Below are 16,635 nucleotides of genomic sequence, written 5' to 3'. Positions count from 1 at the left end.
TTCACATGGCCAAGCGCATCGATGTCAGCGGCCTCAACGCCTACTACGGCTCCTTCCTCGCCATCGAGGACATCTCGATGACCGTCGAGCCCCGCTCCGTGACGGCCTTCATCGGCCCGTCCGGCTGCGGCAAGTCCACCTTCCTGCGCACGCTCAACCGCATGCACGAGGTCACCCCGGGCGGCCGGGTCGACGGCAAGGTGATGCTCGACGACGAGAACCTGTACGGCGCCGGGATCGACCCGGTGGCCGTGCGGCGCGAGGTCGGCATGGTCTTCCAGCGCCCGAACCCGTTCCCGACGATGTCGGTGTACGACAATGTGGCGGCCGGCCTGAAGCTCAACGGCAAGGTCCGCAAGTCCCAGCTCGACGATGTGGTCGAGAAGTCGCTGAAGGGCGCGAACCTCTGGAACGAGGTGAAGGACCGCCTGAACAAGCCGGGCTCCGGCCTCTCCGGCGGTCAGCAGCAGCGGCTGTGCATCGCGCGGGCGATCGCCGTCGAGCCGAACGTGCTGCTGATGGACGAGCCCTGCTCGGCCCTCGACCCGATCTCGACCCTCGCGATCGAGGACCTGATCGGGGAGCTGAAGGAACAGTTCACGATCGTCATCGTGACGCACAACATGCAGCAGGCGGCGCGTGTCTCGGACCGCACCGCGTTCTTCAACCTGGCGGCGGTCGGCCAGCCGGGCAAGCTGATAGAGATCGACGAGACGGAGCGGATCTTCTCCAACCCGTCGGTGCAGGCGACCGAGGACTACATCTCGGGCCGCTTCGGATAAGCCCCTCGTGGTGCTGCATGGCGGTGCCACCACGAGGACGATCGGGCCCGCCCCTGGTTCACCGGGGGCGGGCCCGACCCTTTACGGCGACGGGTTCCTCCCGTCAGAGGAACGCCAGCTTCACGATCCAGAACGACACCGCGGCGACCAGGCCCGCCGCCGGCATCGTGATGAACCACCCGAGGACGATGTTCTTCGCGACCCCCCACCGCACGGCGTTGACCCGCTTCGTCGCCCCCACACCCATGATCGCCGAGGTGATCACATGCGTCGTGGAGATCGGCGCGTGGAAGAGGAACGCCGACCCGAACATGATCGACGCGCCCGTGGTCTCCGCCGCGAAACCCTGCGGCGGGTCCAGCTCGATGATCTTCCGGCCCAGCGTCCGCATGATCCGCCAGCCACCGGCGTACGTGCCCAGCGACAGCATCAGCGCGCAGACGATCTTCACCCAGACCGGGATCGGGTCGCCGTAGTCCTCGACGTCGGCGATGACCAGGGCCATCACCACGATGCCCATCGTCTTCTGGGCGTCCTGCAGTCCGTGCCCGAGCGCCATGCCGGCCGCCGAGACCGTCTGCGCGATGCGGAAGCCCCGCTTGGCCTTGTGCGGGTTGGACCGCCGGAACAGCCACATGATCGCGGTCATGACCAGGTAACCGACGCCCAGGCCGATCACCGGCGAGATGAACATGGGCAGCACGATCTTGTCGATCACCCCGTCCCAGTACACGGTCGTACCGCCGGCCAGCGCGGCGCCGACCATGCCGCCGAACAGCGCGTGGGAGGAGGACGAGGGCAGACCGAAGTACCAGGTGACGAGGTTCCAGACGATCGCGCCGACGAGCGCGGCGAAGAGGATGCCCATCCCCGTCGACCCCTCGGGCGTCTCGATCAGTCCCTCACTGACGGTCTTGGCGACCCCGGAGCCGAGAAACGCGCCGGCGAGATTCATCACGGCCGCCATCGCGAGCGCCGCCCGGGGCGTGAGTGCCCGGGTCGACACGGAGGTCGCGATCGCGTTGGCCGAATCGTGGAAACCGTTGGTGTACGTGAAGAAGAGCGCGACCGCGACGGTCACGATCAGAGCGAAGGTGTCCATGGACGCGCCTCAGGACTCCTTGACCGCAATGGTCTCCACCGTGTTCGCCACGTGCTCGAATGCGTCGGCCGCCTCTTCCAGGACATCCACGATCTGCTTCAGCTTGAGCACCTCGATGGCCTCGTACTTGCCGTTGAAGAGGTGGGCGAGCAGCTTGCGGTGGATCTGGTCGGCCTGGTTCTCCAGCCGGTTGACCTCGATCCAGTACTCGGTGAGGTTGTCCATGGTCCGCAGGTTCGGCATCGCCTCCGCGGTCAGCTCCGCCGCCCGCGCCAGCACCTCGATCTGCTGCTCGACGCCCTTGGGCAGTTCCTCGACGTTGTAGAGGACGACCAGGTCGACGGCCTCCTCCATGAAGTCCATGATGTCGTCGAGGGACGAGGCGAGGTTGTAGATGTCCTCGCGGTCGAAGGGCGTGATGAACGAGGAGTTCAACTGGTGGAAGATCGCGTGCGTGGCGTCGTCACCTGCGTGTTCCGCGGCCCGCATACGCTCTGCGATCTCGGCCCGGGCGGATGCGTCCGCCCCGAGCAGTTCCATCAGGAGTTTCGAGCCCGTGACGATGTTGTCCGCGGACGCGGCAAACATGTCATAGAAGCTCGTCTCCCTGGGGGTCAGACGAAAGCGCACGTGGGGTCCTCGGGATGCATTGGTTTCGGTCAGGCTGATGCTAGGCGCATCATCCGGCCACGGCTAACGGGCCGTCCTCCAGTGTCGCCCATCAGGCAGCGTGATGAGCAGGGGGGCGGCCCAGGCTCTTCCCCGGACTCCGTGCATGGCATTGGCCAAGGGGTCTATACCCAACGAGGTTCGTTACCATATACCCACCAGGGGTATCAAGCCGATCTTTTCCACAGGAGGACGCCATGACGACCACCGAGGCCGGCGCGGGCACGCCCTCCACCGCGACGACACCCGGGCCGACGGACGGCGCGGCCGTGGTGACCGACCACGACCGGGGTGTGCACGGCTACCACCAGCAGAAGGACGAGCACCTCAAGCGACTCCGCCGGATCGAGGGCCAGATCCGCGGCCTGCAGCGGATGGTCGACGAGGACGTCTACTGCATCGACATACTCACCCAGGTCTCCGCCTCCACCAAGGCACTGCAGTCCTTCGCCCTGCAGCTTCTGGAGGAGCATTTGCGCCACTGCGTCGCCGACGCCGCTCGCCAGGGCGGGTCGGAGATCGACGCGAAGGTCGAGGAGGCCACGAAGGCGATCGGACGCCTGCTGCGCACCTGACACCGGACGGTACGCGCTCGACTCCCGGGGCACGCGTGGCTCGTTTTCGCCCCCGGCGCTTCCCGGCGCTTCCCGGCGCTTCCCGGCGCTCCCGGCGCCCGCGTCAGCGCTCCCCGCGTCACCGATCCCCGGGTTCCCGCTCCTCGGTGACGCGCAGCACCTCGTCGATGCTCGCCAGGCTGAGCCGCTCGGGGGCGGCCGAGGCCGCGATGATCAGCTCTCCGCACAGTTCGATCTCGGCGAGGGCCACGTGGTCCTGAACCGCCGTACCGCCGACCGGAGCCACGCGCATCACCTCGTCTCTGCCGTCACCGACTTCCTAGAGTAAAGAGCGGCGGACGCGCGGCGCATGGCACGGACGGGCTAGTTCTTGCCGTCCGGCTCCTCCGCGATCTTCCCCGTGTAGATGTCGTCCTCGTCCGGCAGGCGTACGGCGACGGCGACGCCGAAGTCGTACAGCAGCGTCGTCGAGGCGACCCCGACGGTGCCTCGCCGGAGGCCGCCCGAGAAGCTGAAGCGGTGGCGGAGCTTGCGCAGCCGGCCCTCGTCGTCGAGGTAGGCGTCGAAGGGGACCTCGGCGGTGGCGAACCCCTTCGCCGCCGCCCGCAGGGACGCCCGGGTCCCGGCGCCGGCCCGCTCGGCGGCGCCGGCCAGGTCGGCCACCCCGCGGTAGTGGCGCACCGGGGTGCCCGCGACCTCGGTGCGGCCGAGCAGGGTGGCCCGGCGCACGCCCCCGAGCACCTCGGCGGCGGCGAGCGGGTCGGTGGCCCCGCCGGTGACCAGGTTCCCGTCGGACAGGCCCGCGGTCTCGACCCGTACCCACTTGTCGGCGGGGACGCCGGCGCCCCGGTTCTTCATGTAGAGCGCGCCGGGCGTGAGCAGTTCGGTGATCGGCCGCCGGCCGCTGGTGCCCGCCGGGTCCTGCGGCAGCAGTACCTTCAGCCGCCCGAGCCGCGCGGCGAAGTCATAGACGCCCTCGCCCCGGATGGTCACCCGGGTCCCGCCGCTGGCCATCTCCATGGACGTACGCGCCTTGGCGCTGCCCGCCTCGACCAGGCGGTCGGCGGCCCGCCGCACCACCTCGACCGGGTCACCGGCGCGCGCGTCCCGTGCGGCGGCGCCGCCGGAGCACCCCGAGACGCCCAGCCCGACGCAGGCGACCACCCCCAGTGCCACACCCGTCGCACCGGACCGTCGCGGCCGCCGGTGCGGCCCCTGCCTCCTGCTCATCGCCTGCCTACCCCCAGCCGTCGCGGGTACCGGCCCCCCGTCGACCGCTTAACGACGTGCGGACGACGGCGGTAACGTGGTCGCCGTGGCGCAGCAGGACAGTCTTGAAGCCCCCCGGGATCTCCCGGACCATCGGACGACCACGGTCGAGCAGGGTCCTTTCTGCTCGGCCCGGTGCAGTTGCGGCTGGCGCGGCCCGGCCCGCCGGGCCAGAAGCCTGGCCCGCACGGACGCCCGCGCACACGTCGATCCCTGACCCGGCCGCCCGCCCGGCCGCCCGGCCGCCCGCGGCCGAACAATCCGTACCGGCCAAGGAACCTGTAGCGGCCATGGAACCCGCGCCCGCCTCCCTCCGTCTCGTTCCACGGACCCCCACGGGAGGCGAGGCGCACATGAACCGGCGCACATTCATAGGCGGCACCACTGCCGCCGCCCTCACGGCGACGACGACGGCCGCGTGCCGGGCGGACGCCGGCGACGCAGGCAGTAGTACGGACGACGGCAAACGGACGAGCGGACCCGGCGGAGAGAGCGGCACCTCCCGCACCGCCGCCACCACGGCCGCCGCGTCCGCCCCCGCCGACTGGGCCGCCCTCGGCCGTTCCCTCGACGGCACGCTGGTCCGCCCCGGCGACGCGGAGTTCAAGACCGCCCGGCAGCTCTACAACACCCGCTTCGACACGCTGCGGCCCGCCGGCGTCGTCTACGTCGCCCACCCCGACGACGTCCGTACCGCCCTGGCGTACGCCCGCGCCCACGGGGTCCGCACGGCGATCCGCAACGGCGGCCACTCCTACGCGGGCTACTCCTCCGGCAACGACCGGCTGGTCATCGACGTCTCGAAGCTGAACCGCGTGCGCGCCTCGGGCAGCGAGGCCGTCGTCGGCGCCGGCGCCAAGCTCATCGACGTCTACCGGGCGCTCGCCGCGAAGGGCACCACCGTCCCGGCCGGCTCCTGCCCCACCGTCGGCATCTCCGGCCTCACCCTCGGCGGCGGCCACGGTGTCGTCTCCCGGGCCTACGGCCTGACCTGCGACCACCTCACCCAGGCGACCCTGATCACCGCCGACGGCACGCCGCTCACCGTGAACGCCACCGACCACAAGGACCTCTTCTGGGCCCTGCGCGGCGCCGGCAACGGCAACTTCGGCGTCGTCACCGAGCTGCGCTTCCGCACCCGCCCCGCGCCGCAGGGCGTCTCCGGCTACCTGTCCTGGCCCTGGGCGAAGGCCGCCGACGTCTTCCGGGTCTGGCAGGAGTGGGGCCCCGGCCAGCCCGACGAGATCTGGTCCTCGCTGCACCTGGACCGCGCGGCCGGCCGCACCCCCACGGTCTCCCTCTCCGTCTTCTCGCTCGGCACCTACGGCGAACTGCAGAACGCCGTCGACCGCCTCGCCGACCGGATCGGCTCCCCGGCGAGCAGCGTCTCCCTGCGGCGCCGCGGCTACGAGGAGGCGATGGAGGTGTACGCGGGCTGCTCGTCCTTCTCGGCGGACGCCCAGTGCCACCTGCCCGGCGCCACCCCGGGCCGCTCCCCGCAGGGGTCGCTGCACCGCGAGACGTACGCCGCGGCCTCGGACTTCTTCGACCGCTCACTGTCGGCGGCCGGCCTCCGCGCCCTGCTGTCGCAGGTCGGCTCGGTCAGCGGCGGCACCGGCTCCATCGCGTTCACCGCGCTCGGCGGCGCGGTCAACCGGGTCTCCCCGACGGCCACCGCCTTCGTGCACCGGCGCTCACGGATGCTCGCCCAGTACTACGTCTCCTGGCCGGAGGGCGAGAGCGGCTCCACGGCTCGCTCCTGGCTGACCGCCGCCCACCGGGCCATGCGCCCGTACGCCTCGGGCGCGGCCTACCAGAACTACACCGACCCGACCCTGACCGACTGGCGCACGGCGTACTACGGGGACGCGGCGGCCCGGCTGACGAAGCTGAAGAAGCGGTACGACCCGGACCGCGTCTTCAGCTACCCGCAGGGGCTGTAGGCCCCGCAGCACACCGTGCGCCGCCCGCCCGGGTCGGGTCGGGTCGGGTCGGGTCGACGATGGCGCGCGCTACGCGGCGAGGTCGCTCTGCTCCGCCCCGGCGGGCTCCCGCTCGGCGCGCGCCCCCGAGATCACGGTGTCCCGGCCCCCGTACGAGGATCGCCCCCGCGCGCTGATCAGCCACCCCACGCGCGGGGAGCGCTCGACGGCCTTGGTCAGCGGGGTCAGCAGCGCCATCGCCACCGGCGAGAGCAGCAGGGCGACCGCCGTGCCGAGCGCGAAGCCGCCGATGACGTCGGTCGGGTAGTGCACGCCCATGTAGACCCGGATGAACCCGCCGAACAGCGCCAGCACGAGCGCGACCAGGCCGAACCTGCGGTGGGCGACGAACAGCGCGACGGCCATCGCCATCACCAGCGTCGCGTGGTCGCTCACGAAGGAGAAGTCGTTCTTGCCGGAGACGAGGACCTCCAGGCCCTCGTGGTCCTTGAACGGCCGGGGCCGCTCCACGAAGCCCCGTATCGGCACGTTGACCAGGACGGCGACTCCGGCGGCGAGGGGCGCCCAGATCAGCGCGGCCACCGACGACGCCGCCTCCTCGCCGCCCCGCCGCCGCACGGTCCACCAGCACCAGAGCACCAGCAGCAGGACCGCGAACAGCAGGCCGTACTCGCCCGTGAACTCCATGACGCGGTCGAACCAGTGCGGCGCGTCCTTGGCCAGGCCGTTGATGTCGTAGAGCAGGTCGACGTCGGGGTTCGACCCGGATTCGGCGAGTCCAGCCATGGTGCTGCGGCCCCTTCGTCAAGTCTTCGACGCACCTGTGCGCACGCCGCTCCTGCCACCCCCGTGGTTGTAGATCCGCTCGACCCGCTTGCCTTGCCCGGTTCGCACACCTACGCCAACAGGAACGCACGGTCCCCGTTGATACGTTCCACACTCCACCGAATGATCACGCAGACGTTACCGAAGAGAGACTCATCGTCGCAGCTCAGGGGGTGGGTTCACGCTCGGTTCAGACGTTGCTGGGGAGCGCTTTCGCGCCATCCTCGGTCACCCGTGTGGCACCGAAGTAGTCCGGGGTGTCAATGGGGTCGAACCGGATCACGGCACCCGTACGCGGCGCGTTGATCATGTACCCGCCGCCCACATACATCCCCACATGCCGGATGGCGCGGGAATTGGTCAGATCGTCCGAGAAGAACACCAGATCGCCGGGGAGCAGTTCGTCCCGGGCGGGGTGCGGTCCCGCGTTGTACTGGTCGTTGGCCACCCGGGGCAGCTCGATCCCCACACTCTCGTACGCGGCCTTGGTCAGCCCCGAGCAGTCGAAGCGTCCGCCCTGCTCAGGGGTGCCGTTGCCGCCCCAGAGGTAGAGCGTGCCGAGCTTCTTCTGCGCGTACGCGATGGCCGCGGCGGCCTGCTCGGAGGGATCGACCCGGCTCTCCGGCGCGGCGAAGCTCTCCGCGAGCGTGGTGATCGTCTTGACGTAGTTCCGCGTCTCCGCGTACGGCGGCACACCCTGGTACCTGATCACCGCGTAGGCACCGGCGTTGTACGAGGCGAGCATGTTTTCGGTCAAGTTCCCGGGAACGTCGTCGACGTGCGAGGCGAGGGAGCAGTCGTAGGAGGCGGCCGAGGGAATCGCGTCGCTCGGGTCCCACACGTCCCGGTCGCCGTCCCCGTCGCCGTCGATGCCGTGGGTCGCCCAGGTGCCGGGGATGAACTGCGCTATCCCCTGCGCCGCCGCCGGGCTCTGCGCCTTCGGGTTGAAGCCGCTCTCCTGGTAGAGCTGGGCGGCGAGCAGGGCCGGGTTGATGGCGGAGCAGAGATTGCCCCACTTCTGGACGAGCGACAGGTAGGCGGCGGGCACCGAGCCCTTCGCCAGCGTCCTGCCGCCGGCGCCGGACCCGCCGCCGGCCACGTTGCCCGCGACGAGGTAGACCCCGACGACGAGCAGCATCACGAAGGCGAGACCGGATCCCAGGGCGGCGACCGCCACGATCCATCCCTTACGCACCGTCAACCGCCCCTCGCAGCCCGCAAGTCCGTCGGGACCTCAGTGTAGAGGCGGCGGTGCCGTCACGGGGTGATCACTGCCCGCCGGATGCCGCCCCACCGCACCCGCCACCCGGGCCGAGTAGCCTTCACCCCGGAAACACCGACACCACCGATGCCACCGATGCCACCGATGCCACCGATGCCACCGACGCGACCGCTCACCCGACCGACCGTCAGGAACCGGTCCAGGGTCCTGAAAAGGGCACAACGACGGAACCACACGACAGGTTCCGCTCCGACCTCGTTGCCGGGCGTGACCTGCCGTGATACACAGAGTGACGATATGATCTCCCGCGCCTGCCGGCCACGCCTCCCGAGGGTGCCCGGCGTGACCCGGCGGCAAGGGATTCGTACGAAACCCGCCAATCAATGACGCCAAGTCGACATCAGACGGCGTCATTGTCAGCGAGAATGATGCCTGACCTCTGCGCGCCCGCAGAGGATGCGGAACTACCCAACAGGGGCGGTGACTTACATGCTCTTTGCGGCCGACAAGGGAGACATCAACACCATCATCGGCGGGATCGCTCCGGACTGGGGCCCCTTCGGGGCACTGGGGACCGAGGCGAAGACGCTGGTCCAGGTGGTCATGGCGGTCGCCATCCTGCTCTGTCTCGGCATCGCCATCTGGGGCGCCGCCAAGCAGCGCATCGGCGCCACCGCGCTCCGCGACACCTTCAGCGCCGAGCAGGGCAAGGGCCTCATCGTCGCCGGTCTGACCGGAGTCTTCATCATCGGGTCCCTGGGCACGCTCTTCACCATCGTGTACGGGATGGCCGTGTAACGCCCCGGCGGCCCGTGCGTCCCGCGGGCCCGCCCGGGCCTCCCCCGCCCACCCCTCCCTCCACCCGCCCGTGTCCCCCGGCTGAGGTTGCGTCTCCCTGATGTCGAGTCACCACACCGCGCCCGCGCGGGAACCAGCGCGGCTACCGTCGTACCTCTACGGCACGGTTCCGCACGACGTCGAGGGGGCGTACCCGGCATGAGTCTCGGAGACGAGGAGCACACCTCCGGCGGCTACGGCGGCACCGGCCAGACCCGCACCCACCTGCCGGACACCGGCAGCGACCCCTACGGCAACCCGCGCCGCGGCGGCCGCTCGTCGTCCCGGAGCCTGGTCACGGTGGTCGGCGTGGTGGTCGTCCTGATCGCCGCGATCGCCTTCGCGAACCGCGGCGGCGACGGTTCCACACCCACCGCGGAATCCGCCGACAAGCCCCGGACCTCCCCGACGGCCCCTTCGGGGGAGGAGGCGGTGCGGTCGAGAACCGGCGGGATTCCCTCGGGGTACGCCCACGACCGGCAGGGCGCCGAATCCGCCGCGGCCAACTACGCCGTGGCCCTCGGATCGACCGGCATGTTCCTGAAGGACACCAGGCACGCCCTCCTCGACTCCCTCTACACCCCCGAGGCCGCGGCGAAGCTCAAGGCCCCGATGGACGACGCCTACTCGACCGCCTTCCTCGCCAAACTGGGACTCGACGCCGACGGCAACCCGCCCGAGGGGAACACGTTCGTCTCACGCCTGAGCCCGCTGGGCAGCACCGTGAAGAAGTACGGCGACACGGACACCCGGGTCGCCGTCTGGTGCATGGGGCTGCTCGGCATGTCGGGGGAGAGGTCGACCGACCCCGTCACCTCGACGTGGCAGACCTGGACGTTCGACCTTCGCTGGTCGGACGGGGACTGGAAGATCGTCACGGACTCCCAGAAGAACGGCCCCGCCCCGGTCCCGGGCGACGACAGGGCCGCCACCTCCGAGGAGATCAGCAAGGCCATCCAGGAGTACGGAGGGTTCACGTATGCCCGGTAGCCCGCGTCGTGTGCTCAAGCTGGCCGGAGCGGTCACAGCCGTCCAGACCGCTGTCGTACTGCTGGCGACCCGTGCCGTCGCCGCGCCCACGCCCAGCCCCACGCCGTCACCGACCAAGAGCGGCAGCGACTGCGACATCATCCCGGGCAAGGCCGGGGAATACTGCCGACGCGGCGAGAACCCGAGCGGCTCCCGCAGCGGAACCTCCCTCACCGACACCTCCACCGCCGACCCCCTCTCCTCCCTGGCGAAGGGCTGCGCCGAGGCCGCCTCCTGGACCGTCGACAAGCTCAGCGACGCCGTCGAGGACACCGCCAACGTCGACTTCACCAACCCCAAGTTCCTCCAGCAGTACGCCGTCGTCTTCGCCGCCTCGACGATCCTCACCCTCCTGCTGTGGCTGCTGGCCGTCGCCAAGCGGGCCGTCCGCGGCGTCCCCCTGACCACCGCCCTCTCCGAAGCCGTCGGCTTCCTCTGGCTCACCGTCCTCGCCTCGGCCTTCACCCCGCTGATCCTCTACACGGTCGTCTCCGCGACCGACGGGGTCACCGAGGTCCTCGCCAAGGCCACCGGCGACCAGACCACCACCTTCTTCGGCACCTTCTCCGGCGCCCTGGAGAAGGGCGAGGACATCGGCGGCGGCCCGATCATGCTGATCGTGGTCTCCCTGGTCTCCATCCTCGCCGCCGGCATCCTCTGGCTGGAACTGGTCGTCAGAGCCGCCCTGCTCTACGTCGGCGCCCTCCTCGGCACCGTCGTCTACGCCGGCCTCGTCGACAAGAACCTGTGGGGCCACGTCCGCCGCTGGGCGGGCATCATGATCGCCGTCATCCTGGTGAAACCGGTCATCGTCATCGTGCTGGGCCTGGCCGGCGCCCTCTCGGCCGACGGCGGCCCGGACGCCTTCTCCGCGGTCGTCTCCGGCCTCGCGATCATCCTGCTCGCCATCTTCGCCTCCGCGATGATCTACCGCTTCGTCCCCGGCTTCGGCGACGAGATCGCCGGCTCCCGCAACAACCGCCTCATGCAGGGCGCCGAGGGCAAGGCCGCCGCCGTGATCAGCTCCCCGGCCAGCCTCGTCGCCCAGGGCATCAAGACCCACAGCAGCCGCCACAACGGCGACTCGGGGGGCGGCCAGTCCGCCTCGTCCACCCCGCGTCCCGCCAACCCCGCCTCCGGTGGAGTCGCCGCGCACAGCGGGCGCACCTCGAACGGCGGCGGAGCGGCCGCCCCCACCGCCGCCCCCGCACCGCGCTCCGGCAGCCCGGTCAACACGCCCCACGCAAGCAACACCCGCAACAGCAGTACCAACCGCACGGGAGGTGAAGGGCGTTGACGACCGAGTCCCACGTGTCCCACACGGTCACGCCCCGCCGTACATATCTGATCGGCCGGGCCCGGCCGAACGCGATCGTCGGACGCAACCGCGAGACGGGCGAGATCGCCCTGATCATCGTGGGCGCGTTCCTCGGCATGATGTGCGGCCTCCTCGTCCCCGTCCTCACCCTGCGCATCGTGCTGCTGGCCGGCTTCCCGATGCTCGCGATCGCGGCGGTCTACCTCCCGTACAAGCACCGCACGTTCTACAAGTGGTTCGAGATCAACCGCAGCTACAAGAGAACACTCAAGCGGGGCACGGCGTACCGTTCCTCAGTCGTCGAGGCGGGCACCCGGATCGACGGCCGCGAGGTCGAGGTCGGCCCGCCCCCCGGCATCGGCCGCATCACCTGGCTGGCCGCGCCCTTCGGCCCCGACGAGATCGCCGTCCTGCTGCACGCCGACCGCAAGACGGTCACCGCGGCCATCGAGATCGAGGGCCCCGGCGTCGGCCTGCGCGACTCCGAGGACCAGGAGGCCCTGGTCGACCGCTTCGGCACCCTGCTCAAGCACGTGGCCAACGGCGACGGCTTCGTCACCCGTATCCAGATGCTGGCCCGCACCCTGCCCGCCGACCCGGACGCCCACGCCAAGGACGTCTCCGTCCGCGGCGACGAGAAGTCCCCGCCCTGGCTCCAGCAGTCCTACGACCAGTTGCAGTCGATGGTCTCCACCAGCAGCGAGCAGCACCGCGCCTACCTCGTCGCCTGCATGCACTACACCCGTGAACTGGCCTCCGAGGCGCACGCCATGGCCCGCGCCAGCAGGCCGCAGGGCGGCCGCAAGCTGGACCGCGACGCGGGTCTCGCCGTCGTCATGGCCCGCGAGCTGACCGACATCTGCTCCCGGCTCCAGGAGGCCGACATCCGGGTCCGGCAGCCCCTCGGCCAAGGCCGCCTCGCCTCCCTCATCCACTCCATGTACGACCCGGACCACCCCATCGACCACATCCAGGCGATGACCAAGCGCAACGCCTGGCCGGCCGAACTGGACGCCATGGAACCCACGTTCCTCCAGGCCAAGACCCGGGAGTCCACCACCCGCGCCCCCTGGTGCCACGCCACGGCCTGGGTGAAGGAGTGGCCGATGACCCCGGTCGGCGTCAACTTCCTCGCCCCGCTCCTCGTGCACACCCCGGACGTCATCCGCACGGTCGCCGTCACCATGGACCTCGAACCCACCGAGGTCGCCATCGAACGCATGCTGACCGAGAAGACGAACGACGTGGCGGAGGCGTCCCGCGCCGCCAAGATGAACCGCACCGTCGACCCCCGCGACCTCGCCGCCCACACCCGCCTGGACCAGCGCGGCGAGGACCTCGCGAGCGGCGCCGCCGGCGTCAACCTGGTCGGCTACCTCACCGTCTCCTCCCGCTCCCCCGAGGCGCTCGCCCGCGACAAGCGGACGATCCGGGCCTCGGCCGGAAAGTCGTACCTGAAACTGGAGTGGTGCGACCGCGAGCACCACCGCGCCTTCGTGAACACACTTCCGTTCGCCACCGGCATCCGAAGGTAGGGGCTGAGCCTGATGCGGGATCCGCTGTCCGTCCTCACCGAGTCCTTCACCTCCTTCCTCTTCGGGAAGGTCGAGACGACCCGCCTGCCGGTACGCACCTCCACCGGCCAGGCACAGGCGGTCTACCTGCCGACCGCCGCACCCGGACTCGGCGACTCCGGTGTGATCATCGGCCGCGAGGTCTACTCCGGCAAGGGCTACATCTACGACCCCTTCCAGCTTTACGGCCAGCAGCTCCCCGCCCCGCACTGGCTGGTCCTCGGGGAGTCCGGCAACGGCAAGTCGGCCCTGGAGAAGACGTACGTCCTGCGCCAGCTCCGCTTCCGCGACCGGCAGGTCGTCGTCCTGGACGCGCAGGGCGAGGACGGGGCCGGCGAGTGGAACCTCATCGCCCGGGAACTGGGCATAACCCCCATCCGCCTGGACCCGACGGCCGCCCTCGACCAGGGCATCCGGCTCAACCCGCTCGACCCGGCGATCACCACCACCGGCCAGCTCGCCCTGCTGCGCACCATCATCGAGGTCGCGATGGGGCACGGTCTGGACGAGCGGGCCGGCTTCGCCCTCAAGGTCGCGCACGCCTACGTCAACGAGACCATCGTCGAGCGCCAGCCCGTCCTCACCGACATCGTCGAGCAGCTCCGCCACCCCGAGCCGGAGTCCGCGGAGGCGATGAACGTCGACATAGACGACGTACGGGCCTGGGGCCTGGACGTGGCGCTCGTCCTCGACCGGCTCGTCGACGGCGACCTGCGCGGCATGTTCGACGGCCCCACCACGGTCGGCATCGACCTCGACGCCGCCCTCACCGTCTTCGACCTCTCCCACATCGACCGCAACTCCATCGCCATGCCCATCCTGATGGCGATCGTCGGCGTGTGGCTGGAGCACACCTGGATCCGCCCGGACCGCAAGAAGCGCATCTTCCTGGTCGAGGAGGCGTGGCACATCATCAACAGCCCGTTCGTCGCCCAGCTCTTCCAGCGGCTGCTGAAGTTCGGCCGCCGCCTCGGCCTCTCCTTCGTGGCCGTCGTCCACCACCTCTCCGACGTGGTCGACGGCGCGGCGGCGAAGGAGGCCGCGGCGATCCTGAAGATGGCCTCGACCCGGACGATCTACGCCCAGAAGGCCGACGAGGCCCGGGCGACCGGCCGCGTCCTCGGCCTGCCGCGCTGGGCGGTGGAGATCATCCCCTCCCTCACCCCCGGCATCGCCGTCTGGGACGTCAACGGCAACGTGCAGGTCGTCAAACATCTGATCACCGAGACCGAACGCCCGCTGGTCTTCACCGACCGCGCGATGACCCAGTCCTCCCTCGACTTCGCCGACGACGCGCTGCGCGCCGCCGAGCTGGAGGCGGAGGAGCGGGCGGCGGCCTTCATGGAACAGCACCTCGGCGACTCGTCCGAATCGACGGTCGCCTAGGCGACAGGGGGACACGGACCGCATGAGACCCGACGACCGGCGGCAGGACGACCGGGGCGGCGTCCCCGACGGCCTGCTGCTCGGCCTGCTGGCCTTCCTCCTCGGCCTGACGGTGCTGGTGTGGACGGCGACCGGCCTGGCCGGTCTCTTCGCCCACGGCTCCTGGCCGGCCGCCGTCACCTTCGCCCACACGCCCCTGGCCATACGTCACCTCGCGGGCCGGCCCGAGGACGTCCCCGGTGCCTGGCCCGACACCCCGCCCGCGGATCTTCCCGGGTACGGCCTGTTCTGGGGCCTGTTCATCGGCCAGTTCATGGTGCTGGTGGTCCTGACGGTCTTCGTACTGGGCACGGTGACCCGCTGGAAGGCGGTACGGCGACGGAGGCGGGAGCAGCCGCCGGAGCCGACACCGGTGTGGCAGCCGGAGCCGGAGCGGGCGCCGCAGCCGATGCCGGTCCACGAGGTCCCGACCCCGAGGGCACCGCGGCCCCCGACGCCCGCGGCACCCCCGTGGGAGATGAGCCGCGTCGAGGGCACGGTGCGCTACGGCCCCCCGGCCACCCGCCACAGCACGGCGGCCCAGGCGGTCCAGGACGCGGCCGGTCCGGCCCTCGTCATCAGCTCGAACCCGTCCCTCTGGCAGGAGACGAAGGACGCCCGCGCCAAACTGGGCCCCGTCCACCTCTACGACCCCACCCACCGCTGCGACACCCCCGCCCGCCTCCACTGGTCCCCCACGGCCGGCTGCGAGGACAAGGAGACGGCCACCGCGAGAGCCGCCGCCCTGCTCGCCCCGGTCCGCCCCACCGCCAAACTCGACCAGGCCGTCGCCGACACCGCGCAGACCCTGCTCCGCAGCTACCTGCACGCCGCCGCCATAGACGCCCGCACCGTCCGCCATGTCCACCGCTGGAGCCAGGGCATCCAGGTCCAGGACGCCGTACGCGTCCTGCGCACCCACTCCGAGGCCGCCCCGGGCGCCGCCGGCGAGCTGGAAGCCGCTCTCACCGCCCACCCCGAACGCCGGGACATGGCACAGCAGTTGACGAACCGCGCGCTGTCGGCCCTCGCCACGGTCAACATCCGGGAATCCTGCACCCCGCACCGAACTGATGCCGTCGCCCTGGATTCCTTCATCCAGGAAGGGGGAACTCTTTATCTGATCGGTGAATCCATCGAGGACCCCAGGACACACCCGGGCGCCATGCCCCTCCTGACGGCCCTCGCCTCCAGCGTGGTCGAGCACGGCCGGCGCATGGCCGCACGGTCATCCTCCGGTCGGCTCGACCCACCACTGACGCTCGTCCTCGACGACGTCGCCGCCGTGGCTCCGCTGCCCCAGTTGCCGGAGCTGCTGGCCACGGGAGCGGACCGGGGCCTGCCCACCCTGGCCCTGCTCCGCTCCCGCGAACAGGCCCGCGCCCGCTGGCCGCACGACGAACTCCCGGTGTAGCCCCGCGGCTCCTCAGGGTTCGAGGACGTACTCCACCTCGACCGCGCCGGGCGCCGCGGCCAGCGGCACGGTGACCCCGCTCGGCGCGAACCCCAGCTTGCGGTACAGCCCCCGCGCGCGCCCGTTCTCCTCGTGCACGATGAGCCGTACCCGTTCCGCCCCGCTCGCCCACGCCCAGTCGAGCCCGGCGGCGAAGAGCGCCTTCGTCAGTCCGCTCCCCCGCCACTCGCCCCGTACGAACACGCCCACGATGTGCCCCTGCCGGCGCTCGACGGGAAAACCCGCCCAGTCGATGGTCCCGGACTCCTCGATCAGTACGGTGACCGACCCGAGCCACTGCCCGCCCGGCCCCTCGGCGATGACCTGCCGGGCCCCCTCAGCGTCTTCCGCACTGCGGACGGTCCGCTCCTGCCAGTAGGTGTCCGACCGCTCCACGGCCTGCTCGTACGTCTCCAGGAACGCCAGGTGCGCCACCGGGTCCCGCAACGCCCGCAGCCGCAGCTCCCGCACGGCGATCCACTCATCGGCACGGACCGGACGGATCACGTAATCCCCAGGGGGCAAGGCAGTCATACCGATCACCGTAATACGCCGGCAGAGCGCACTGCCCCGGAAATGCGAAAAGCCCCGCATCATAAGATGCGGGGCTTT

The 16,635-nt window shown here is 70.8% G+C and carries 17 protein-coding genes; 10 read left to right on the top strand and 7 right to left on the bottom strand.

Annotated elements, in window-relative coordinates:
* Positions 1 to 5 precede the first annotated feature (5 nt).
* On the top strand, positions 6 to 782 hold the full coding sequence (gene pstB / locus ABEB00_RS04355; RefSeq protein ID WP_345617541.1) for a phosphate ABC transporter ATP-binding protein PstB: 777 nt from the start codon (positions 6 to 8) through the stop codon (positions 780 to 782).
* Positions 783 to 885: 103 nt separating this feature from the next.
* On the opposite strand, the gene ABEB00_RS04350 is transcribed toward pstB, so the two are convergent.
* Complete coding sequence (locus tag ABEB00_RS04350; RefSeq protein WP_345617540.1) at positions 886 to 1,884, bottom strand: inorganic phosphate transporter; 999 nt, start codon at positions 1,882 to 1,884, stop codon at positions 886 to 888.
* Between the two features lie 9 nt (positions 1,885 to 1,893).
* The gene (locus ABEB00_RS04345) at positions 1,894 to 2,514 is read right to left on the bottom strand and encodes a DUF47 domain-containing protein (protein WP_003974832.1); all 621 of its coding nucleotides are present in this window, start codon (positions 2,512 to 2,514) and stop codon (positions 1,894 to 1,896) included.
* Positions 2,515 to 2,750: 236 nt separating this feature from the next.
* Here ABEB00_RS04345 and ABEB00_RS04340 point away from each other — a divergent pair, with 236 nt between their 5' ends.
* Positions 2,751 to 3,128: a metal-sensitive transcriptional regulator gene (locus tag ABEB00_RS04340; protein WP_345617539.1), complete on the top strand. Its 378-nt coding sequence runs from the start codon at positions 2,751 to 2,753 to the stop codon at positions 3,126 to 3,128.
* Positions 3,129 to 3,246: 118 nt separating this feature from the next.
* Here the strand turns inward: ABEB00_RS04340 and ABEB00_RS04335 are convergent, their stop codons facing one another.
* On the bottom strand, positions 3,247 to 3,420 hold the full coding sequence (locus ABEB00_RS04335; RefSeq protein ID WP_345617538.1) for a hypothetical protein: 174 nt from the start codon (positions 3,418 to 3,420) through the stop codon (positions 3,247 to 3,249).
* 71 nt (positions 3,421 to 3,491) lie between these two features.
* Positions 3,492 to 4,358 (bottom strand): SCO4651 family lipoprotein, encoded by an 867-nt coding sequence (locus ABEB00_RS04330; protein WP_345617537.1) that lies wholly within the window; start codon positions 4,356 to 4,358, stop codon positions 3,492 to 3,494.
* Positions 4,359 to 4,434: 76 nt separating this feature from the next.
* Here ABEB00_RS04330 and ABEB00_RS36010 point away from each other — a divergent pair, with 76 nt between their 5' ends.
* Positions 4,435 to 4,614, top strand: a complete 180-nt coding sequence (locus tag ABEB00_RS36010; RefSeq protein ID WP_425586431.1) for a hypothetical protein — start codon at positions 4,435 to 4,437, stop codon at positions 4,612 to 4,614.
* A 136-nt stretch (positions 4,615 to 4,750) separates the two neighbouring features.
* Complete coding sequence (locus ABEB00_RS04325) at positions 4,751 to 6,340, top strand: FAD-binding oxidoreductase (protein WP_345617536.1); 1,590 nt, start codon at positions 4,751 to 4,753, stop codon at positions 6,338 to 6,340.
* 69 nt (positions 6,341 to 6,409) lie between these two features.
* On the opposite strand, the gene ABEB00_RS04320 is transcribed toward ABEB00_RS04325, so the two are convergent.
* Complete coding sequence (locus ABEB00_RS04320; RefSeq protein ID WP_345617535.1) at positions 6,410 to 7,126, bottom strand: phosphatase PAP2 family protein; 717 nt, start codon at positions 7,124 to 7,126, stop codon at positions 6,410 to 6,412.
* A 229-nt stretch (positions 7,127 to 7,355) separates the two neighbouring features.
* A complete protein-coding gene (locus ABEB00_RS04315) occupies positions 7,356 to 8,303 on the bottom strand; it encodes a C40 family peptidase (protein WP_345617632.1) in 948 nt (315 codons plus the stop codon).
* 573 nt (positions 8,304 to 8,876) lie between these two features.
* Here ABEB00_RS04315 and ABEB00_RS04310 point away from each other — a divergent pair.
* The 6 genes from ABEB00_RS04310 to ABEB00_RS04285 all read left to right on the top strand — a co-directional run bounded on the left by ABEB00_RS04310 (position 8,877) and on the right by ABEB00_RS04285 (position 15,984).
* Entirely contained in the window at positions 8,877 to 9,185 is a 309-nt protein-coding gene (locus ABEB00_RS04310; RefSeq protein WP_345617533.1) for a hypothetical protein, read from the top strand.
* Positions 9,186 to 9,383: 198 nt separating this feature from the next.
* A complete protein-coding gene (locus tag ABEB00_RS04305) occupies positions 9,384 to 10,214 on the top strand; it encodes a DUF8175 domain-containg protein (RefSeq protein WP_345617531.1) in 831 nt (276 codons plus the stop codon).
* Positions 10,204 to 11,550: a hypothetical protein gene (locus tag ABEB00_RS04300; protein WP_345617529.1), complete on the top strand. Its 1,347-nt coding sequence runs from the start codon at positions 10,204 to 10,206 to the stop codon at positions 11,548 to 11,550. The genes ABEB00_RS04305 and ABEB00_RS04300 overlap by 11 nt, the downstream gene beginning before the upstream one ends.
* Complete coding sequence (locus ABEB00_RS04295) at positions 11,547 to 13,106, top strand: SCO6880 family protein (RefSeq protein ID WP_345617528.1); 1,560 nt, start codon at positions 11,547 to 11,549, stop codon at positions 13,104 to 13,106. Before ABEB00_RS04300 ends, ABEB00_RS04295 begins: the two co-directional genes overlap by 4 nt.
* Before the next feature lie 12 nt (positions 13,107 to 13,118).
* Entirely contained in the window at positions 13,119 to 14,531 is a 1,413-nt protein-coding gene (locus ABEB00_RS04290) for an ATP-binding protein (protein ID WP_345617526.1), read from the top strand.
* Between the two features lie 22 nt (positions 14,532 to 14,553).
* Complete coding sequence (locus ABEB00_RS04285; RefSeq protein ID WP_345617524.1) at positions 14,554 to 15,984, top strand: type IV secretory system conjugative DNA transfer family protein; 1,431 nt, start codon at positions 14,554 to 14,556, stop codon at positions 15,982 to 15,984.
* 12 nt (positions 15,985 to 15,996) lie between these two features.
* Here ABEB00_RS04285 and ABEB00_RS04280 read toward each other — a convergent pair whose 3' ends face one another.
* Positions 15,997 to 16,557, bottom strand: coding sequence for a GNAT family N-acetyltransferase (locus ABEB00_RS04280; RefSeq protein ID WP_345617523.1), 561 nt, complete (start codon positions 16,555 to 16,557; stop codon positions 15,997 to 15,999).
* Positions 16,558 to 16,635 lie beyond the last annotated feature (78 nt).

It is taken from the genome of Streptomyces ziwulingensis (assembly GCF_039542605.1).
Lineage (GTDB): Bacteria > Actinomycetota > Actinomycetes > Streptomycetales > Streptomycetaceae > Streptomyces > Streptomyces ziwulingensis.
The sequence above is the reverse complement of the archived record's forward strand: the minus strand, read 5'-3'. Positions and strand labels throughout refer to the sequence as shown.